Origin of the sequence: Shewanella electrodiphila (assembly GCF_023283985.1) — a bacterium.
GTDB lineage: Bacteria > Pseudomonadota > Gammaproteobacteria > Enterobacterales > Shewanellaceae > Shewanella > Shewanella electrodiphila.
Window position 1 is genome coordinate 799,194 of sequence record NZ_JAKIKU010000001.1, and the last position, 21,526, is coordinate 820,719.

Genomic DNA, 21,526 nt, shown 5'->3' on the forward strand with positions numbered 1-21,526 from the left:
CAATTAAAGGAGCGCCATTCTAGCGACTTTAGCTTTATATACAAATTCATTTCAATACAGTGAAAAAATACAAATAAGTTGAAAAAGTAATATTAATCTTAAATATCAGGTTGATACATCATAAATTTACACTATGATTACAAATAGTCTGGGCTTTCTAGCAAGAATTTTTGAAAATAATTATGATTTAGATCAATTTTTGTGAAATAAAAGTAAACGGTTGTAGGTCTATTAAAGTGTAAGCCAGCACTGTTAGTTGTTGGTCACCATTATAAAGTTTGAATATAAGGAAGATTATTATGAACTCAGTAAAACAAACTACAGTAGCAATGGCTTTAGGCGCAGTGGTATTAACTGCAGGTGTATCAACTTCTGTTGAAGCGAACCCATTTGGTTTTGAGCAAATGAATGCCGGTTACCAACTTGATGGTGGCGAAAGCAAATCTAAAGAAGGTAAGTGCGGTGAAGGCAAATGTGGCGGCGACATGAAAAAAGCCACAGAAGGTAAATGTGGTGAAGGTAAGTGTGGCGGCGATATGAAAAAAGCTGCAGAAGGTAAATGCGGTGAAGGTAAGTGCGGCGGTGACATGAAAAAAGCCAAAGAAGGTAAATGTGGTGAAGGTAAGTGCGGCGGCGACATGAAAAAAGCCAAAGAAGGCAAATGTGGTGAAGGTAAATGCGGCGGCGATATGAAAAAAGCTGCTGAAGGTAAAGCTAAAGAAGGTAAGTGTGGTGAAGGTAAATGTGGCGGTGCTAAGTAATTAGTTTGCTTATTTATTTACTTTAGCGGATAAACATTTTTTTACCCCATTGAGTGTTTATTGTCAGCGTAAAGTACGTCATGATAAGGCCTGTTATGCAGGCCTTTTTAATTGATAAAAAGTCATAAATGGAGTGTTGTAATGGCAAAGCAAGCAACAGTGGGACTGGGTTTACGCCGAGAGATGCTTGATGAGTTTTGTCAGCAAGTACCTGATGAAATCGACTTCTTTGAAGTCGCACCTGAAAATTGGATGACTCTGGGTGGCAAATTTGGCAAACAGTTTAGGCAGTTAACTGAACAGCACGAGTTTTTTTGTCATGGACTTTCTTTATCAATTGGTAGCCCTGAAAAGCTTGATACTGATTTCGTTAAAAACATCAAAGCCTTTCTCGACTTACATCAAATCAATATTTACTCAGAACATCTTAGCTACTGTTCTGGTACGGGCCATATGTATGATTTGATGCCAATCCCGTTTACAGAAGAAGCGGTCAGTTACGTAGCCAAAAGAATTAAGCAAGTTGAAGATATTTTAGAACGGCCTTTTATTCTTGAAAATGTTTCTTTTTATGCAGCGCCTGGTGCGCAGATGACTGAACAAGAGTTTGTTAATGCGGTGCTTACTGAGGCTGACTGTAAATTACTACTCGATGTCAATAACATCTATGTGAACTCAATTAATCACCAATATGACGCTGCACAATTTTTAGCGTCAATGCCAACTGATCGTATCGAATACATGCACATTGCAGGTCATTATGAAGAAACACCTGAATTGATGGTAGATACTCACGGCGCAGATGTTATCGATCCTGTATGGGCCCTTTTACAACAAAGTTACCAATTGCATGGGGTATTTCCGACATTATTAGAGCGAGACTTTAACATTCCTAAAACACCAGAGTTATTGCTTGAGATTAATCAAATCCATCAATATCAGCAGCAAGCGTTAACTGCAACAAAGATCAGGAGTGCTTAATGAACTTTATTGACACTCAACAATCCTTTATGGATTACATTCGCGACCCTAGTAACCCATTACCAGATGGGTTGACGTTAGAGCGGATGACAGTATACAGAGAACTTTTTTTCAATAATGTTGATGGCTTTGTCTCTGGTGCGTTTCCAGTTTTAAAGTCACTTTATACTGATGACGCATGGCGTAAGCTTATACAGGCATTTTTTGTTAGTTTTGATTGTAAAACACCGATATTCATCGAAATATCTCAAGAGTTTATTGCGTTCCTACAAACCAGTTATCAAACGGTAGATTACGATCCAGCTTTTATGGTGGAGTTGGCGCATTATGAATGGTTAGAGTTATACATTGCCACCGTATTTGATAATGAAAACGAACAGCCTCTATCAGCTGAAATGATAACGGAGTTGCCCCTAAGCTTATCTTCTAAGGCTACTGTGACTCAGTATCACTATGAAGTGCAGCATATTAGTGTTGATTATCAACCAACAGAGCCTAGTGAACAAGCATACAGTTTTTGCGTATATCGAGATGTTGATGATGAAGTGGTGTTTTTACAATTAAACCCGCTTACGGCCCAAGTCCTCGGTTTTATCAGTCAAACCGATAATTGCTACTTGAGTGATATTATTGGTTGGTTACAAACTTCCTACCCGCAAATGAGCAGTGAAGCCTTATCAAATGGTTGCTTGCAGATGCTGCAGCAATTGGCAGAGAAGGGCATTATTTGCACGATAAATAATCTAGATAAAGCAGAATAAATGGCACAGTTATTTTATGGTTTTTATTGACGACCTTTTTACTTACAATAGCGCGAATTTTGTGATCCAGTTCACGCTGCCAGAAGGTGGTTAACAATACTCTTAGGAATCTAATAACATGAGTCAGCCGTTTAAAGACCCATTTAACATTTTGTATTTTATTGGTTTTATCCTTGTTTTGCTATTACCAACATTACCAGCTTCTATTTCAGCTTTGAGACTTGCAGGCTTAATTTAACTGCCAATCTCAGTTATTATATCGGACTATTTTTGATAGTATCGGTTACCCAAAAACCATTCTATTGAATGGTTTTTTTGATTTGGCCCTGGAGAGATATGTCGTTAAAGCGCGGCTTTTTTGTGATTGTTGGTTTAACCAGCGTAACGCTCGGTACAATTGGTATTGTCGTGCCATTGCTACCCACAGTGCCTTTTATCTTGCTTGCGGCATATTGTTTTGCACGCTCAAGTGACAGACTTCATCATTGGTTAATGACCCATCCATGGTTTTCTCAAGGTTTGAATGACTGGCAAAACAAACGATCAATAAATAAAAAGTTAAAGCGCAAAGCCATGATTATGACAACGTTAAGTTTCGTCGTCAGTATTGCTATCGTGCCATTATTGTGGGTACAAATCATGTTGGTTTGTATGTTATGTGTGCTATTGCTTTTTATGTGGCAGATCCCAGAGTTAGATTAAAAGTTGCTGGTATTTTGCTCGTTAGTTGCAACTCTTCTCAAACATGCTTACTATCAGCCAAATCGAGTGATATGCCAGATACTATATTTGCAAATTCAGTTTAATCAGAATTGCACCATGGCTATTAATCCATTCCTTTTTAAATAGACGAATCAATATGACTATGAATCCAACCAGCTTAGCGTTAATCAAAGACAGCATTAAAGCCATTCCTGATTATCCAATTCCAGGCATTATGTTTCGCGATGTCACCAGCTTATTAGAAGATGCAGAGGCTTATAAAGCGACCATCGCATTATTTGTTGAACACTATAAGTCGCTTGGATTTACCAAAGTGGTTGGCACTGAAGCGCGTGGCTTCTTATTTGGTGCACCATTAGCATTGGAACTGGGTATTGGCTTCGTTCCTGTACGTAAGCCAGGCAAACTACCAAGAAAGACGATTTCGCAAACCTATGATCTTGAATACGGCAAAGACACATTAGAAATCCACGTTGATGCCATCAAACCAGGTGATAAAGTACTTGTAGTTGATGATTTGCTTGCAACTGGCGGCACTATCGAAGCTACTGTAAAGTTAATTCGTGAACTCGGTGGCGATGTTGCTCATGCTGCATTTGTTATCTCACTGCCTGATATTGGCGGCGAGAAGCGTATCGAAGCGTTAGGTATCGATATCCTAACCTTATGTGAGTTTGAGGGCGAGTAAACCTCTTTAACACTCTACTGGGCAGGGCAGTGTTGAACATTGCTCTGCTTGCTCTATTTGTTACATCGGTTATGGCATTGACTATCGCAACGATTAACGAATAAGTTGAAACTCTTCAGATTAAACCCATCACGCTGTTCAAGGTTCCGATTCGATTTGATGGAATTGGTATAATACTTCGCCAAACCCACCCAGCAAATAGTGTATCAATAGCGCCAGAATCACTTGCATGTTATTGTTATTTTTATTTTCGGGTAAAATTAATCGTAATCATCCCGTTTTATTAAAGCTTGGGGAATTCCATGTCTTATCAGGTGTTAGCCCGTAAGTGGCGCCCTGCAAAATTTGAAGAAATGGTAGGACAATCACACGTCTTATTAGCTCTAACAAATGCATTAACTCAGCAGCGCTTACATCACGCATACTTATTTACCGGCACTCGAGGTGTCGGTAAAACCAGTTTAGCTCGGCTATTTGCTAAAGGATTAAACTGTGAACAAGGCGTAACATCAACGCCTTGTGGTGTATGTTCTAGTTGTGTTGAAATTGCCCAAGGGCGTTTTGTCGACTTAATTGAAGTCGATGCGGCGTCGCGCACCAAAGTGGATGACACCCGTGAATTACTGGACAATGTACAGTACAAGCCATCACGTGGTCGCTTTAAAGTGTACCTTATCGATGAAGTGCACATGCTCTCTCGCAGTAGTTTTAATGCTTTGCTTAAAACGCTTGAAGAGCCGCCTGAGCATGTTAAATTCCTGCTTGCTACAACTGACCCGCAAAAACTACCAGTTACGGTATTATCTCGCTGTTTGCAGTTTAATTTAAAAAGCCTTTCTCAAGATGAAATTGCTAAGCAATTAGACTTCATATTGACTCAAGAGCAATTAGAGTACGAACCTCAAGCACTAGACTTACTGGCTAAAGCTGCGAACGGCAGTATGCGAGATGCATTAAGCCTAACGGATCAAGCAATCGCATTTGGCAGTGGCCAAGTAATGCATCAACAAGTTCAATCTATGTTGGGCAGTATTGATGCGCAGCAAGTGCTGGCACTATTAAAAGCGCTATGTGATGCAGATGTCGCCAATTTGATGCAGACCATTCAACAGGTTCTAAGTTTTGGCGCAGATGCCGACGAAGTGTTACGCAGCTTATTAGAGCTATTGCATCAGATAACCTTGAGCCAGTTCGCCCCCGCTGCAGCGCAGCAATCATTATACAGCGAACATATTTTAGCTTTTGCTGAGCAACTAACGCCTGAGCAAGTTCAACTCTACTATCAGTTATTGTTAACTGGCCGCAAAGAACTGGCGTTTGCACCTGATCCTAAATCAGGGTTAGAAATGGCATTGCTGCGCGCAATTGCCTTTGTACCTGAAAAACCAGTAAAGCGTTGGCATACAGATGATGCCGCGCAAATAAGTTTGCCTGCAGCACCTAGCGCCGAAACAATTGCTGCATCAGCGATTAAATCAGTTGCGACAGCGGAAGTTAAGCCTGAACTTAAACCAAAGTCAGAACCAGAACTAACACCAAAACCAGAGCTTAAACCAGAGTTTAAACCAGAGCTTAAACAGGAACTTAAACCAGAACTTAAACCCAAACCTGAGTTAATGGCTCAATCAGCTGATGCTCCTGCAACAGAAGATAAGTCTGATGCAGCGCTTGCGGCTGAACAAGCCATATTGTTAAGCCAAGCCAGCAGTTTAGGCTTTGAGCAACAAGCAGTCACTCAACAAAAGCTTGAGCAAAAGCCCGAACAAAAGCCCGAGCAAGAAGTAGAGTCGAAGACTGAACAAGTAACAAATCAAGTACCGGTACAAGAGGTGCAAACACCAGAGTCGCAGCCTCAGTTACCATCAAATGAGCATGATGGCATGCCGATGGATGCTTATGAGCAATTTGCGCAAGCAAGCGCTGAAGGCTCAATGGATGATTATCAGCATGATGATATGAGTGCTTTCTCTGACAGTCAGTATACCGATGCTCCATTAACAGCGAACTCGCAACAAACGCGAGCTGTTGAAACTAACGCGGCCGTTATTTCAGAAACAGCATCTGAAGCAACACCAAACCCTACACCAGAGCCAACGGCGGAAGAAACGGCAGATTTAGATGCTTTGCTTGATGCCGTGTTGGCCACCAATGATTCATTAAAAGCTGACGTAAACTCACTGGCAACAGAAGGTGAGCAAGCAAAAAAGCAACAGGCGGCAGCGAGTCCTAGTATAAAGGTACCCGCACCACGCAGTAAAAATGCCGCAGAAGGAAATGCAACAATTGAGTCATCTGATATAGGTGACAGCAATCAGGCAAAAACGTCGGTTGATAGTGCTGTTGACTCTGTTAATAATGAAAACGATAAAGCGCCGTGGGTTAAACCAGAAGGGGCGATTGAGCCGCCTATGGCTCAAGCCTTATTAACAAAAGAAAGCATCACTGACAATGCTCAAGATACTGAGAAAGTTGCCCTTAATAGTGATACAAGTTCGAGTGGTGAGGCACATTCTGCTACGAATTACGTCGAACCGGTAGGACATGGTCAATCTGAGACAGTTTCTGCAACGACTGCAGCACCTCAGTCATTAGCACCTCAGTCATTAGCACCTCAATCATTAGTACCAACTGCCACGAAGGAAACACAGCCTTCAACGGCACTGGCGGTAAACGGTGAGCACGATATATCTGGTGATGAGCTAGACTTACATTGGTATAAAGTGATGGCATCGCTGAGTATTGGCGGTCGTGTAAGACAATTAGCGGTCAATTCTGTTTGTCAGCGCTTAGATAATCCCATTCCGTTATTGTTAAAGCCTGATCAGAAGCATCTAGCAGCAGATGTGGCTATTGACCAATTACAGATTGCGTTAACAGAGCATTTTGGTGAGCCAACAACTGTTGAAGTGACAGTCGGTTTAGACAGAAAACATGAAACGCCCCTAGAATTAAGAAAAAGATTCCATCGTGAATTATTAGCTAATGCAAATTACGCTTTAATTAATGATGACAAAGTACAATGGATGTTCACACGATTGGCTGCGCAGTTAAATCCGGATACCCTGGTGTATCCCGCAGAGAAATTACAGGCCATTGGTCAACAAATTCCAGCTTTAGTTGCACATTAAATGGGCTAAAGCGGTAGCAGCTTCAAAAGTTTGATAGCAATAAACTGAGATTTATTGCCAATTTATTTTTTTTCAGTAAGATTAGCCCCACTTTGGCTGCTTGCTAATAACCTAATTAAGAGAAAAGACTATGTTTGGAAAAGGCGGTATGGGCAACTTAATGAAACAAGCCCAACAGATGCAAGACAAAATGGCTAAAATGCAAGAAGAGATCGCTCAATCAGAAATGACTGGTGAAGCGGGTGCAGGTTTAGTTAAAGTCACTATGACAGGTGCACACAACATCCGTAAAGTGGATATCGATCCAAGCTTGATGGAAGATGACAAAGAGATGTTGGAAGACCTTATTGCTGCAGCATTCAACGACGCAGCACGTCGCATCGAAGAAAATCAAAAGACTAAAATGGCAGAAGTCACCGGTGGTATGCAATTACCGCCAGGAATGAAAATGCCATTCTAAGACAACAAATTACTGGCTAAGCATTTAGCTAAGCTAGATTGTTGAATCAATTAAAAGCCCAAGTCATCGACTTGGGCTTTTTGTTAGAAGCTGATTTCAACCATCTTTTACAATGCCCCCAGCGGACGTTGAGCGCCAGCATAATGGTTGCCCATTTTAATAAGTTTAGATAATAAGTGTTTAGATAATAGGTGTTTACATAAAAGGATAATAACTTGGGCATTTTCGCTTAAAGCGGCGTTAAGTGTTCGATGTGTTCTCAAGCGCCTGTATTTCATCTGCAATTAATTCAGCTTCAGCTGTGATCATTGAATAGGATTTAATATCTCCCTTCCTTTGGGCATGCATCGCTTGTTCAAGCTTGATTTCATAGGCTTTCTTGAGCTTCTTTAATGGGTCACGTTTGAATATTGACAACATGTGGTTCACCTGATGATTCATTGTTTATTTCTAATACGTTCCCCATTGAAGTTTGGTTTAACAACTAAAGTTAAAACATAGCAGACGATTAAATTTATAATATAAAGAAACCCTTGGTTGTCTTTGAGGTGTGCAGCGGTCGGTTATATGTATAAATCTTCACAAATATCATTGTACTTTTATATACATTTTTTATATGTGCTAGTGTGCGATGACTTATAGCGAGTTGTGTTAATAATGCATTGTAAGGTACTGTACTAGCATCGGAAGTAACCAATTGGAAAGTAGGGGAATATAATGACAAGTCGTGTATATGTATTGGCTCAGTTTAAGCCGAAAGCGGGTAAGGAAGCTGAATTATTTGAAATACTGAAAGCGCTTGAGCCTGACTCATATCGTGAAGAAGGTTGTATTCAATACATGCTTACTCGACAAATCGATCATTCAAGTGCAAGTCGAAATGAATACCCAATCGTTTTTAATGAAATTTGGGATAATGCAGATTCATGGTCCGCACATGGTCGTAGGAAGCAAATTCAACATTTCTTTGAAACTCAAGTTAAGGCTGAAACGGGGTTGGTTGACGATGCTATCGTTACTGCATACACCGATGAAGGCTATGAGTATGATGCCCCAATCTACGAATAATGTCGCACTAGCGTAAGTCATTTCACTCATAAAACTCGTTTAACTGATTTTATTAAGTGCTAAGTGCTAAGTGCTAAGTGCTAAGTGCTAAGTGCTAAGTGCTAAGTGCTAAGTGCTAAGTGCTTGAAGCAGAGAGCCCCTGCAGCGGGACTCTCTACTTAATATGCTCTGTGATGCTAGCCCTGTGGTTTTAGCCCCTGTGATTTTGCCATCTGGGTTCTCTGTCTTCTGTGACGTAAGCCATCTCGCCACTCAATAAGATTTACTCACCATCATTCCCTTTATTCGTTTTTACCCATCTGTTTTATTTGTTTTACATTATATTTTTTAAAATATTTGTCTTAAAATTTAATGATTTAATATGTCATTCATCGATGAAATCTCATTGAGGTATGGCAGGCTACTGAGGTCATATGAGATCCAACTTAAGTATTCAATACTGTACCTCAGGTTAAAAATATTTGACACGTCTAAAAAGTAAGCATAAATTATATGCAGGTTAAATATTTTTTACATGGAGTGGGGTATAGTTAACATGAGTAATTTGCAAAAGGTACATCAGTGGTTGCAAGAAACCAGTTTTAGAGAAGTGACGCTGTCAGTGGATTTAATTGTGACGGGTTATATTTTTTATATTTATTTAAGCAGAATGTATTATGCATCAGCTGAAGAATTGGCCTCAACCGTATGGATTTCTGGAGTGTTATTGGAGGTGATCATTTATTCGGTTGTACTGATGGTCATCAGTTATATCGCCTTAGCGTTTGTGAGCGATGATGAACTTAATCAACCTATGGATGTACGTGAAAAGCAAATTAATTTAGTCGGTTATAAATACTCTGCGATGATCTTACAAGTTGGTGTTGTACTGGCAATGGTACAATATGGTATTGAACAACAGGCTGAGACGATACTGTTTGAAACGATTCCTCATTTGCCGCTGCATATCTTACTGGTGGCTTTTTTAACCGCAGAACTCGCTCATTATGGCGTACAATTATATAAAGGGCGTACGGGTGATATTTATGGGTAAAAATGATGCAGGGGTAGGGATATCTAACTCTATTCGCACCTTACGCTTTTTACATGATGAAATGACACAGAAACAATTAGCTGAATTAATTGGTGTTACAAGACAAACCGTGATGGCCATAGAGTCAAATAAGTATTCACCCACGCTGGAAGTCGCCTTTAAAATTGCAGAGGTGTTTAATTTGCCCTTAGAGGAGGTTTTTCGGTATCGCTCAACCGCTGATTAACAGGCTGTGAGTTTATTAATGAGTCTTATAAAGGCGAATTCTAAAGCCAATAGCCAAGATACTCTTTGCAATCTTTAACGCTTACGATAATAATTCACCCATTCTTCAGCCGATGTTTATTATCGATGCTGATACCATTTTTTAGTGCACTTGCACTGCTAAGGCAGTTTTTAGGTTATGAAATTTAGTCCTCTTGTCGATGAGTTAATTGAATCGTTACGTTGTTTACCTGGTGTTGGGCCTAAGTCTGCTCAACGTATGGCGTTTCAATTATTAGAGCGTAACCGCAAAGTTGGGCAAAAGCTTGCCACTGCGCTAGAGCGTTCGATGAGTGAAGTTGGCCATTGTCAGGCTTGTAGAACCTTTACAGAACAAGATTTATGTCCTATTTGCAGTAGCCCTAAACGCGGTACTGCAGGAACCATTTGTGTGGTAGAAACCCCTGCTGATGTGTTGGCTATCGAAGCTGGCGGCCACTTTATGGGGCGTTACTTTGTTCTGTTAGGCCATTTGTCGCCCCTTGATGGCGTCGGACCAGAAGAGTTAGGTCTGGCTTTACTTGAAAAGCATTTATCATCAGAAGATGTGACCGAACTTATTTTAGCGACTAACCCAACAGTCGAAGGCGACGCAACTGCGCACTTTATCGCTGATATTGCTCGTCGTCATAATGTGGTGATTAGCCGCATTGCCCATGGTGTTCCTGTGGGTGGAGAGCTTGAGTATGTCGACAGCACCACACTGGCTTTATCATTTAATGGTCGTATTCCGCTATAAACTGATGCTTTTGATTTAACACTTCTAAGCTGATTGTTTGAATTCAAAACTGTGAATATGTCCCGAATCTAGAGTTAATACTTACCTAAAGAATGGTCTAATTATCATCTTCGTAGCAAAATTGAATATTAAAGGGCTAATTTAGCCCTTTTTGCGTTTTTTTTAGGCATCAGAAAAAAATCCCCTTGAAAACTCATTTTCACGCCCCATTTCCTAGGTAACAAAGAATTTTAATTGTATTGAAAACTTAACCGGTTTCAGTGCAATTGCAGTATTAACGTTAAACCAAGGGAAATTTTCATGTCTCAACAAGAAACACATGGCTTTCAAACCGAAGTAAAACAACTTCTTCATCTGATGATCCATTCTTTATATTCAAATAAAGAAATTTTCTTACGTGAACTAGTTTCAAATGCGGCCGATGCGGCTGATAAGTTGCGTTACCTTGCATTAACCGACAACACCTTATTTGAAGACGATACTGAACTGCGTGTTCGTATCAGTACCGATAAAGAAAAAGGCACCGTTACGATTGAAGATAATGGTATCGGTATGACACGTGATGGTGTAATTGAACATTTAGGGACGATTGCAAAATCAGGTACGGCTGATTTCTTCAAAAACTTGTCAGGTGAAGAATCAAAAGATTCGCAACTTATTGGTCAGTTCGGTGTGGGTTTCTACTCTGCATTTATCGTTGCAGACAAAGTAACGGTTCGTACTCGTGCAGCAGGCGCCGATGTTAACCAAGGTGTTGTGTGGGAATCAGAAGGTGAAGGCGACTTTACTGTCGATACCATTACTAAAAACAGCCGTGGTACTGAAATCACTCTACATTTACGTGATGAAGAAAAAGAATACGCAGACGATACACGTTTACGTTCAATCATTACTAAGTACTCTGATCATATCTCAGTACCAGTAGAAATGTTTGAAGAAGGCACACCTGCGGTTGAAGCGACTGAAGAGGGCGGTGAAGCGATTCCTGCCACTGAAGGTCAGTGGAAGCCAATGAACAAAGCCACTGCGCTTTGGACTCGTAGCAAGTCAGATATTTCTGATGAAGAGTATCAAGAATTCTACAAGCATATTTCGCACGATTATGGTGATGCTGCTAGTTGGTCTCATAACCGCGTTGAAGGTAAGCAAGAGTACACAAGCTTATTGTATATCCCAAGTAAAGCGCCGTGGGATATGTTTAACCGTGATGCGAAAAACGGTCTTAAATTATTTGTTCAACGTGTATTCATCATGGATGACGCAGAACAATTCATGCCGACTTACTTACGTTTCGTTAAAGGGTTAATCGACTCAAACGATTTACCATTAAACGTGTCACGTGAAATTTTACAAGACAACAGCGTAACCAAAGCACTTCGTGGTGGCGTGACTAAGCGTGTATTAGGCATGCTTGAAAAAATGGCTAAAAATGATGCTGAGAAGTATCAAACATTTTGGGCTGAATTTGGTCAAGTGTTGAAAGAAGGCCCAGCAGAAGACTTCGCGAACCGCGAACGCATCTCTGGTTTACTTCGTTTTGCTTCAACGCACAATGACACAGCAGCCACTGACGTATCGCTAGATGACTACATTAGCCGTATGAAAGAAGGTCAAGACAAGATTTATTACATCGTTGCAGACAGCCATGAAGCGGCAGCAAACAGCCCACACCTTGAATTGCTGCGTAAGAAAGACATTGAAGTACTGTTAATGTCAGAGCGTATCGATGAGTGGTTAATTAACCATTTAACTGAATTTAAAGATAAGAAACTGCATTCAGTAACCCGTGGTGATTTAGAACTTGGCGAACTTGAAGATGCAGCTGAAAAAGAAGCTCAAGAAAAATTGGCTGGTGAAGCTGAAGGGCTAGTTGAGCGTATGAAAACAGCGTTGGGCGCTAAAGTTGCAGACGTTAAAGTGACGTCTCGTTTAACTGATACGCCTGCGTGTGTTGTTGCTGGTGAAGGTGAAATGTCATCGCAAATGATCAAGTTGATGCAATCAGCTGGTCAGCCAGTACCTGAGTCTAAGCCAACGTTTGAAATTAACCCGCATCATCCTCTTGTTGAGCGTTTGAACAATGAGCAAGATGAGCAGTTATTTGCTAACTGGGCTGACTTGTTGCTTCAGCAAGCACAACTTTCTGAAAAAGGCAGCTTAGCGGATCCATCTGCATTCATTAAGCTAACCAATGAAATGCTAGTTGCTAGCTTGAAGTAAACATTCTTCATTATAAAAAAGCGGACCGAGTGTCCGCTTTTTATTAGCATTCATTTATAGCCAGTGTGATACTGGTTTGAAGGATAGCTAACAAGGATCCACGATGGAACATATTATTAATTTAACCAAAGAGAACATTCAGCAGGTTGTTGATGCCTCAATGGATAACTTTGTTGTTATGTCTTTTTGGGCGCAGCAACAGCCTGAAAGTGTACAAATGCTGCAGCTGATGGAGCAAATTGCCAACGAGCAAGCGGGTCGCTTTATTCTCGCTAAAGTGAACTGCGAAGCTGAGTTAGAAATTGCCAACTACTTTCAAATTCAAAGTTTACCGACGCACCTTGTGTTAAATAAAGGCCAGCCGATAGATGGTTTTGCTGGTACTCAAAGTGCCGAGCAAGTTAATGAACTATTGAATAAGCATTTACCCGCACTGTGGGTTCAAGATGTGAACGCCGCTAAAGCCATTTTAGCTGACGAAAATGTCACTAAAGAAAAGTTAGAAGAAGCGTTAGCACTACTAAAAAGCGGTTACGCCGATTCAGGTGAAAAAGCTGAGGTTGGGTTATATCTTGTTGATACCTATTTACAACTGGGGGTATTAGCTGAAGCCAAAACACTGCTAGCAACCATAGGCCTTGCCGATCAAGACAGTTATTATCAAAATCTTAAAGCTAAACTGACTTTGGCTGAAGATGCCGCTGACACTCCAGAAATTCGTCAGTTACAACAAGCCCTTGAGCAGCAACCAGACAATGCTGAACTTTCAATTGATTTAGCCAAAGCGCTTAATCAAGCTAATCGCGGTGAAGAAGCACTAGACAGTTTATTTGTGATTTTACAAAAAGATTTGTCGGCAGCTGATGGCAAAGTCAAACAAGTGTTTATGGAAATACTTACAGCGTTAGGCCAAGGCAACACCTTAGCTAATCAGTATCGCCGTCGTTTATATAGCTTACTGTATTAAACGCAACCCTTTTATGTACGTCATGACGTATTAGATATTGGTCTAACTCTTTCGCTTTTAACCTTCTAAACAGAGGTTAAATGTGCGAGAATCGCGGCCTAAAAATATGAAAGCAATAAAGAGGACTTTTGAGATGCGCATTATACTATTGGGTGCCCCTGGTGCCGGTAAAGGTACACAAGCTCAGTTTATTATGGAGCAGTACGGTATCCCACAGATCTCAACTGGTGACATGCTTCGTGCAGCAATTAAAGCTGGCACAGCATTAGGCTTAGAAGCCAAATCAGTGATGGATGCGGGCCAGTTAGTATCAGATGATCTAATTATTGGTTTAGTTAAAGAACGCATTGCACAAGATGATTGTGTTAAAGGTTTCTTATTAGACGGTTTCCCACGCACAATTCCTCAAGCAGATGCGATGGTTGCTAATGGTATCGAAATTGATCACGTTATCGAAATTGATGTACCAGACGAAGAAATCGTTAAACGTATGAGTGGCCGTCGTGTTCACTCTGGTTCTGGTCGTGTTTATCACCTCGTTTACAACCCACCAAAAGTGGAAGGTAAAGATGATGTGACGGGTGATGATTTAGCTATCCGTCCTGATGACGAAGAAACCACAGTACGTAAGCGTTTAGGTATTTACCACGAGCAAACTAAACCGTTAGTAGAGTACTACGGTAAAGTGGCTGCTGAAGGTAATACTCAGTACACTAAGTATGATGGAACACAAACTGTTGCCGCTGTAAGCGAGCAAGTTAAACAGTTACTAGGTTAATCGCCTACGTTATGTGTTAAACAACGGTATCCAATTGCTGTTGTTCATAAAAAAGCCTGCATTGCAGGCTTTTTTATGGCATAAATAAAATCAACATCACAAAATATAACAAAGATAGATATCTATCTTGGTGTTGATTGTTTTTGTGTTAAAATTAGCGTTTGGTAATAAGCAAAATGCCGTTTCAATCCATTATCCTTTATAGCACGGATGCCTACTCAGAGAGTTTAAGATGAAGTTTCCTGGTCAACGCAAATCTAAGCATTATTTTCCGGTAAATAACAGAGATCCGTTACTGGCTCAGTTAACCCAACAAGAGCAGTCAGTATCGACTTATATTTGTGGTATCGACCAAACCTTGGTAGATATTGAAGCTAAAGTAGAAGACGAGCTATTAAGCCGTTATGGTCTGCCAAAAGGGAATTCAACCCTGATTGATGACCAACAAGCCCATGAGCTTTATCATGAGCTAAAAAACAATGAGATGATCAGTGACGAGTTTGCTGGTGGCACCATTGGCAATACAGTTCACAACTACTCCATATTGGCTGATGACCGTTCAGTATTGTTCGGCGTGATGAGCCAAAATATCATGGTTGGTAGCTATGCATATCGTTATCTATGTAATACTTCTTCGAAAGTTGATTTAAACTACCTGCAACCCGTTGATGGCCCTATTGGCCGTTGTTTTACCCTTATCTCTGAAGATGGCGAAAGAACATTTGCGATTAGTAAAGGTTCAATGGATAAACTCACCCCTGAGTATATCGATAAGGACGTGGTACAAAACAGTTCAGCTTTAGTGATCACGGCGTATTTAATGCGAGCAAGTGAAGGCGATGGCATGACATCAGCTGCGATGCAAGCGATCGAGTATGCTAAAGCGGCAGATGTGCCAGTAGTGCTTACATTAGGTACGCGCTTTTTAATTCAAGAAGATCCAAAATGGTGGCAGGATTTCATTCGTGACAATGTGACTATTTTGGCGATGAATGAAGATGAAGGCGAAGCGTTAACAGGCTTTAGTGACCCGTTACTAGCGAGCGATGCAGCACTAGAGTGGGCTGATATGGTACTTTGTACAGCAGGTCCGTTAGGCTTATACACTGCAGGTTATACTGAAGATTCTGAAAAACGTGCAACGAGCCATACTTTATTGCCGGGCGCCATTCCAGAATTTAACCGTTTCGAGTTCTCACGTCCTAAATTAAAAGCAGATTGTGAAACGCCGATAAAAGTATTTGCGCATATTTCTCCTTATATGGGCGGACCTGAATTAATCAGAAATACCAATGGTGCAGGCGATGGCGCATTAGCTGCATTACTGCATGATTTATCGGCGAATACCTTCCATAAAACCAATGTACCTGGTTCAAGTAAACATCAGCGTGATGGTTTGTGTTATTCGTCATTCTCGCAAGTATGTAAATACGCTAACCGTGTGGCTTATGAAGTATTAGCACAACATAGCCCAAGATTGTCTCGCGGTCTTCCAGAACGAGAAGATAGCTTAGAAGAGTCATACTGGGAAAGATAATATTTCTGCAGTTTTACAATGTTTTTAAATTTGTTTAAAAGGCGACCATAGCAGTATGGTCGCCTTTTTTATTGGCATTGATAATAAGTAAATAAGCACAAGATGTACTTGGTTGATGAGACAAAGTTCAGTAGGATGTTGAGGTAACTGGCAACTACCTCGTAGTAAGTAGAATTATTGGCCAGTGAACAACTGCTAATAAAAATGGCAACTAAATCAAATTCTAATAGCTAATTGGAGAGCATTGTGAAGGGACAAATCTTAAGAGAGATGAAAGTACTTAAGGCTATTGAACCAGCTTATGAAGTTGAGCGCCGAGTGGCTTTTCTTAAAACTAAATTAGTTGAAGCGCACGCTCGCTGTTTAGTGTTAGGTATCAGTGGTGGTGTTGACTCATCTGTCACGGGAAGATTATGTCAATTAGCGGTTGATAGCTTAAATGAATCAAATTCAGAGCAAGTTTATCAATTCGTAGCAGTGCGCTTGCCTTATCAAGTTCAAAAAGATGAAGATGAAGCGCAATTGGCGTGTCAATTTATCCAGCCTTCAAAGCAAGTGACCGTCAATATTGCTGATGGTGTGGTTGGTGTGCATAACGCTACAGTATCCGGGCTTGAGGATGCTGGGATCGCGGTAGCTGAAAATGACAATCTCGATTTTGTTCGTGGTAACGTTAAAGCCCGTATGCGAATGATTGCTCAGTATCATATTGCTGGCCTTACTGGTGGTCTAGTGGTTGGTACCGATCATAGCGCTGAAAATATTACTGGTTTTTACACCAAATTTGGTGACGGCGCTTGTGATTTAGCGCCATTATTTGGTTTAAATAAACGCCAAGTACGCCAGCTAGCGAGCTTTTTAGGTGCGCCAGATGTACTTGTTAAGAAAGCACCAACAGCGGATTTAGAAGATGATAAACCGCAACTTGAAGATGAAGTCGCCCTTGGGCTTTCATATGATCAAATCGATGACTTTTTAGAAGGTAAAACCGTTGATTCGAGCGTAGAAGACAAATTAATTGGCATCTATAAACGCACTCAGCATAAACGTCAGCCGATCCCAACGATTTATGATTAACATTTGTGGCGACTGACTAAACGAGTATCCTTTAAAGCAGCTTGTTAATGTAATCTCTGACGACACTTATTTGTTGATTCGAAAATTGACGATAATCTAAATATGGCGTAATAAGCACCTGCTTATGCGCCATTATTTTTTGTTTTTCATCTATTGGCTTAGCGTGCAATATAGCTTGATTTATATCGAAATTGTTTAATGACTCAGCCTTTGACAAAGCGTGCTGTTGCAACTCCTCTAACGCCTGTTGACCACAAATGATATGCACTTTTGCATCAGGATTAAGCGTGGTGTGGTTGATTAATAATTTAACGGTAAACTTTTGGGTTGATGGTAAAAATAGTTCTTCTCGGCATTCTCGCCACGCATCCGCAGAATCAGAGTGGGCAATAATTTTAGCCATAATAGTGACAATTTTTCGCCAATGATTGCCGTTTAGCTCAATAATTTGTTTGATAAAGTGCGGGTTATCATAGTGAATATTGGCTGGTAGAGTCGGTGGGTTAGGTAAGTAAAATGCGATGTCAGTATTTTTATTACCGATACAAGTCGATTGGGTATTTTCTAACGAGAGGTTTGATGTCATATTATTGTCTGTTAATTCAATCATTTTCTTAGATTATCATTAATATAAGCTAGACTATAACTCACTATTAGCCATATCAGTAAGCTCAATTTTTAGTTGTTTAATTGTAAATAGTATCAAGGACAGATTGATGAAAGCCATTGTTATAGGCTCAACAAAACATGCATTATTTTTTGCTATTTACGGTTTTATAGGCAGTGTCATCGCTTTATTGGTTGCCATCGTTTGGTTACTGAATGCTCGCGCAGAATTAGACCCTTGGCATACCACCCATTTAACACAAGAGTTTCATCAGCAATCTGGTATAAACACTTTTACAGAGTACCTCACTCTAGAAGACAAACTCTTTGCAGAGCTTGATAGCAAAATTTATCAACAATATATTCCCGAGATACCTTCAGTGATTAACCGTTATGAGTCGGGGAGTTTGTCAGATCCTAATATTTGGGACATTAATTGGAACCGTTCTTTTGAATGGCAAAATGAACAAGCCGAGTTTGGTGTGTTATTCATTCACGGTATGTCTGACTCACCTTATGCTATATCGCATTTGGCAAAAGAGTTTAAACAATCTGCGCATGTACTAGGTTTACGCTTGCCTGGACATGGCACTATTCCTGCTGGATTGGCTGAAATCACTTGGCCAGATCTTGTGAGCGCAGTAGCACTAGCAACCAGTCATATGAAGGCTAAACTGAATGGTAAACCTTTATATGTCGTGGGCTTTTCAACGGGAGCAGCGCTGGCGTTAAACCTAGAGCTCGAACGCATTGCATCGAATAAGTCAGCCGATTACCAAGGTATGGTGTTTATCTCGCCAGCGATAGGGCTTGCACCAATTGCTGCTGGAGCAAAATGGCAAGCATTGCTTGGAAATGTATTAGGTTATGAAAAGCTATTTTGGAATAGTATATCGGTTGAATATGACCCGTTTAAATATACTTCATTTGCAGTTAATGCGGGTGATGTGGTTTATCAATTAGCCCAGCGTAACCTTGATATTGTCCAATTACTAACGCAAGAACAGAAGCAACATATCCCGCCTGTATTGACCTTTCAATCTATCGCTGATGATACGGTTTCTTCAGCTGCAGTGATCCAGAATTTATATCAATACCTGCCAGAAAACAAACATCGTTTAGTTGTATTTGATATTAACCGTAACCCCAATAACCATCAGTTAATCACTAATGATCCACTTAATGAAATGGCATCACTTTGGGCTGATTTGCCGATGAATTATCAGCTGAATATGATTGAGAATGATCATGAACGCGATCATTATGTTCAGGAGCGGATCTTCGTAGGAGGAGAAGTTAAAGCTGAAAATGGGATGCCATTAACATGGCCATTAGGCGTTTATTCATTATCACATGTGGCTTTGCCGATTCCTGAATTAGATCCTTTATATGGACCACATTATCAAAAGCAAAACCCTCATATTCAAATTGGCCAAGCCATATTTAAGGGGGAGCGAGGCCTATTTGGGATCCCCGCTGCTGAAATGTTAAGGCAAAAATGGAACCCTTTTTACCCTTATATGATTGAACAAATGGAACAGTTTATTAAACCTTCTGCTCAATAGTGTCATCGTTCACGACATTAATGATAACTTTATTCCTGCCTTGCTCTTTAGCTGCATAAAGGTTGTCATCGGCAACTTTTATCCAGACATCGATGTCAGCGGAAAAACTCGCATTAGCTGTAATCGCACCAATACTGGTCGTGACTGAAAACTGCTGGTTATCTGTAGGGGAGGTAATAACCAACTCAGATAATTTTTGTTTGAAATTATTTAAATGTTGCTCAATTTTAAGTGCGTTAGACAGTGGCAAGATAAGTAAAAACTCTTCTCCACCGTAACGGGATACAATATCGGTATCACGCTTAAATTCATTTTGAAGTAATGTAGAGACGACACGTAAACACTCATCACCAGCAAGGTGACCATAAGTATCATTCACTTTTTTGAAGAAGTCCAAATCAAGAATAACGATAGTTATTGCATGCTCGCCGCGTAAACAAAAGTCCAATAATGCATCAAATTTATCTTCAGCATAACGGCGGTTTTTCAAACCTGTTAGTGGATCTTCCTCAACTAAAGCGAGTAACTTTTGATTGGCTTGTTCTAATTCATCAGTGCGGATAGCAACGGTTTCTTCAAGCTCAAGTTGATGCTTTAACAAGGCTCGTTTACTTGAGGTTAAGCGTTGATATAAGTTAAACACTTCTTTCGATGAGTTCTCATCGACAACTTGGCTTTTTAATTCCTCATTACTCATTTCACCAAATTGATTGGCGACGATTTCTAATGGGGCTGTCAGTAGCTTACATACCTTCCTCGAAATGAGTGAAGTTAATATAATTGAGATAATGAGCAGGATAAATGTCCCCAGCATTTGGGTTTCTGCCGTTTTTAACAGTGGAGATAAAGGTTGAAGTACATAAAGCTGCCAGCCATTTTTTAACTGCTTTTTAGCATAGACATGATCGGGTGATGTCGATTCGAAATTACTAATTTTTATCACGTCTAAGGCTGTGTGATAGTTACCTTTATCATCAGAATACTGAAACTCTTGATGTTCTGTTAATTCAAGTTCTGGAGTAGCATAAATAATGTGATTATTTTCATCCACCAATATCAGCATCTCTTTATCTCCAAAGGTATTCTTATTATCAATACTGGAGAAGAAACGTAAATCTAATGAGCCTTCGATAATACCTGTAACATGGATTTTATTATTATCGCTATAAAACGGTGCGCTAATTGCGACAATGGAATCGTTACCAAATCCGCGTCCTTGAAAAACTGATGAGACAAACAAACGACGATTGTGGAATGATTCAATAAAATAATCTCTATCCTTTATCGACATATCTTTGAGTTGGTTATTTTCGTCCAACATCATCGCACCTGGACTGCCTGCAACGACCTTTGCATCATTATTTGCAATCAACATGGTGATAAAGCTCGGATAATTACTGTGTAACTTACTTATCATTGGTTGCCAAGAGTCGGCATTGCTATTAGCCAAACTAAGGAAGTTTGCCGCGTTTTCAATGACCTTCTTGTGATTTTCAATATACTGCTCGGTAGCAGAGCTTAGATGCACTGTGGTATCGGTTAAGTTACGCTGCAATAAGGTTTGCTGCTTTGCTAAAAATAAATAGTTAAAGGTTAAAGCAGAAATAAGTAAACATAGGGTCAACATCAAAGTCATGAAGTAGGTGACTTGGCCATTAAAAGAGCGACGTGCTTTGGGAGTGCCTTGACCGTTGATTGACCAAAGCTTAGGGATTAACACAATCAATAATGAACCTAAACTCGCGTAGATGAGCCCATTAATACTTTGTTTGATGATGGCAAACAACATATGACTGTCGGGAAGGTCACTGAAGGTTGTCATATAAAGATATGTTAATGGCATGCCAATGGTTAGCCAATATAAAGCGCTACCATATAATGGATATACCCCTTTTCTGCGGGAATAGCCGATAAACAGGGCTTCGACACCAAAAATTAAATAGACGTGCGGGCTGTCCCAGGTGAACATTAACCCTGAAGCACTCAAGAGTGCGGTAATTAGGGCGTATCCAGGACCTAAAATTACAGCAGAGATAATTGTAAAGGTGTTACCAAGCACCAATTGGACATTGGCAAAAATAGGAATGGGGTAACAATTGATAATAAAACCAATCACACCTAAAACAAGTGCAAATACGAGGTGTTGAGAGTTGAAGCTTTTGTTATTCAA

The 21,526-nt window shown here is 40.3% G+C and carries 20 protein-coding genes; 17 read left to right on the forward strand and 3 right to left on the reverse strand.

The window, feature by feature from the left end; translation table 11 throughout:
- The first annotated feature begins 299 nt into the window (after window positions 1-299).
- The 7 genes from L2737_RS03435 to L2737_RS03465 all read left to right on the forward strand — a co-directional run bounded on the left by L2737_RS03435 (window position 300) and on the right by L2737_RS03465 (window position 7,502).
- The gene (locus tag L2737_RS03435) at window positions 300-761 is read left to right on the forward strand and encodes an HvfA family oxazolone/thioamide-modified RiPP metallophore (protein WP_229368824.1); all 462 of its coding nucleotides are present in this window, start codon (window positions 300-302) and stop codon (window positions 759-761) included.
- A gap of 141 nt (window positions 762-902) precedes the next feature.
- Window positions 903-1,742 (forward strand): HvfB family MNIO-type RiPP peptide maturase, encoded by an 840-nt coding sequence (locus tag L2737_RS03440; protein WP_248954783.1) that lies wholly within the window; start codon window positions 903-905, stop codon window positions 1,740-1,742.
- Complete coding sequence (locus L2737_RS03445) at window positions 1,742-2,503, forward strand: HvfC family RiPP maturation protein (RefSeq protein ID WP_248954784.1); 762 nt, start codon at window positions 1,742-1,744, stop codon at window positions 2,501-2,503. Before L2737_RS03440 ends, L2737_RS03445 begins: the two co-directional genes overlap by 1 nt.
- Before the next feature lie 336 nt (window positions 2,504-2,839).
- Window positions 2,840-3,205: a YbaN family protein gene (locus L2737_RS03450; RefSeq protein WP_102528419.1), complete on the forward strand. Its 366-nt coding sequence runs from the start codon at window positions 2,840-2,842 to the stop codon at window positions 3,203-3,205.
- 157 nt (window positions 3,206-3,362) lie between these two features.
- Window positions 3,363-3,914, forward strand: coding sequence for an adenine phosphoribosyltransferase (apt, locus tag L2737_RS03455; protein ID WP_198589576.1), 552 nt, complete (start codon window positions 3,363-3,365; stop codon window positions 3,912-3,914).
- A gap of 302 nt (window positions 3,915-4,216) precedes the next feature.
- Entirely contained in the window at window positions 4,217-7,042 is a 2,826-nt protein-coding gene (gene dnaX, locus L2737_RS03460; RefSeq protein WP_248954785.1) for a DNA polymerase III subunit gamma/tau, read from the forward strand.
- 130 nt (window positions 7,043-7,172) lie between these two features.
- Window positions 7,173-7,502 carry a YbaB/EbfC family nucleoid-associated protein gene (locus L2737_RS03465; RefSeq protein WP_102528417.1) on the forward strand — a complete coding sequence of 110 codons (330 nt, stop codon included), beginning with the start codon at window positions 7,173-7,175 and terminating at the stop codon, window positions 7,500-7,502.
- A gap of 240 nt (window positions 7,503-7,742) precedes the next feature.
- Here L2737_RS03465 and L2737_RS03470 read toward each other — a convergent pair whose 3' ends face one another.
- Window positions 7,743-7,922, reverse strand: coding sequence for a DUF6435 family protein (locus L2737_RS03470; protein ID WP_248954786.1), 180 nt, complete (start codon window positions 7,920-7,922; stop codon window positions 7,743-7,745).
- A 297-nt stretch (window positions 7,923-8,219) separates the two neighbouring features.
- On the opposite strand from L2737_RS03470, the gene L2737_RS03475 reads away from it, so the two are divergent.
- From L2737_RS03475 to nadE, 9 genes are all read left to right on the forward strand, one after another.
- On the forward strand, window positions 8,220-8,570 hold the full coding sequence (locus L2737_RS03475) for a putative quinol monooxygenase (RefSeq protein WP_102528415.1): 351 nt from the start codon (window positions 8,220-8,222) through the stop codon (window positions 8,568-8,570).
- Between the two features lie 535 nt (window positions 8,571-9,105).
- Entirely contained in the window at window positions 9,106-9,603 is a 498-nt protein-coding gene (locus L2737_RS03480; protein ID WP_102528414.1) for a hypothetical protein, read from the forward strand.
- Window positions 9,596-9,829 (forward strand): helix-turn-helix transcriptional regulator, encoded by a 234-nt coding sequence (locus tag L2737_RS03485; RefSeq protein WP_102528413.1) that lies wholly within the window; start codon window positions 9,596-9,598, stop codon window positions 9,827-9,829. The genes L2737_RS03480 and L2737_RS03485 overlap by 8 nt, the downstream gene beginning before the upstream one ends.
- Before the next feature lie 177 nt (window positions 9,830-10,006).
- Window positions 10,007-10,606, forward strand: a complete 600-nt coding sequence (gene recR, locus L2737_RS03490; protein WP_248954787.1) for a recombination mediator RecR — start codon at window positions 10,007-10,009, stop codon at window positions 10,604-10,606.
- Between the two features lie 300 nt (window positions 10,607-10,906).
- Window positions 10,907-12,826: a molecular chaperone HtpG gene (htpG, locus tag L2737_RS03495; RefSeq protein ID WP_102528411.1), complete on the forward strand. Its 1,920-nt coding sequence runs from the start codon at window positions 10,907-10,909 to the stop codon at window positions 12,824-12,826.
- A 103-nt stretch (window positions 12,827-12,929) separates the two neighbouring features.
- Window positions 12,930-13,793, forward strand: coding sequence for a co-chaperone YbbN (locus L2737_RS03500; RefSeq protein WP_229368817.1), 864 nt, complete (start codon window positions 12,930-12,932; stop codon window positions 13,791-13,793).
- A gap of 133 nt (window positions 13,794-13,926) precedes the next feature.
- On the forward strand, window positions 13,927-14,571 hold the full coding sequence (adk, locus tag L2737_RS03505; RefSeq protein ID WP_102528409.1) for an adenylate kinase: 645 nt from the start codon (window positions 13,927-13,929) through the stop codon (window positions 14,569-14,571).
- Between the two features lie 232 nt (window positions 14,572-14,803).
- Window positions 14,804-16,108: an inosine/guanosine kinase gene (locus L2737_RS03510; RefSeq protein ID WP_248954788.1), complete on the forward strand. Its 1,305-nt coding sequence runs from the start codon at window positions 14,804-14,806 to the stop codon at window positions 16,106-16,108.
- A gap of 246 nt (window positions 16,109-16,354) precedes the next feature.
- Window positions 16,355-17,185, forward strand: a complete 831-nt coding sequence (nadE, locus tag L2737_RS03515) for an NAD(+) synthase (RefSeq protein WP_229368815.1) — start codon at window positions 16,355-16,357, stop codon at window positions 17,183-17,185.
- A 31-nt stretch (window positions 17,186-17,216) separates the two neighbouring features.
- Here the strand turns inward: nadE and L2737_RS03520 are convergent, their stop codons facing one another.
- The gene (locus L2737_RS03520) at window positions 17,217-17,795 is read right to left on the reverse strand and encodes a DUF6942 family protein (protein WP_248954789.1); all 579 of its coding nucleotides are present in this window, start codon (window positions 17,793-17,795) and stop codon (window positions 17,217-17,219) included.
- A 106-nt stretch (window positions 17,796-17,901) separates the two neighbouring features.
- Between L2737_RS03520 and L2737_RS03525 the strand changes: the two genes are divergently transcribed.
- Entirely contained in the window at window positions 17,902-19,356 is a 1,455-nt protein-coding gene (locus tag L2737_RS03525; RefSeq protein WP_248954790.1) for an alpha/beta hydrolase, read from the forward strand.
- Here the strand turns inward: L2737_RS03525 and L2737_RS03530 are convergent.
- Window positions 19,337-21,526, reverse strand: a complete 2,190-nt coding sequence (locus tag L2737_RS03530) for a sensor domain-containing diguanylate cyclase (protein WP_248954791.1) — start codon at window positions 21,524-21,526, stop codon at window positions 19,337-19,339. The genes L2737_RS03525 and L2737_RS03530 overlap by 20 nt on opposite strands.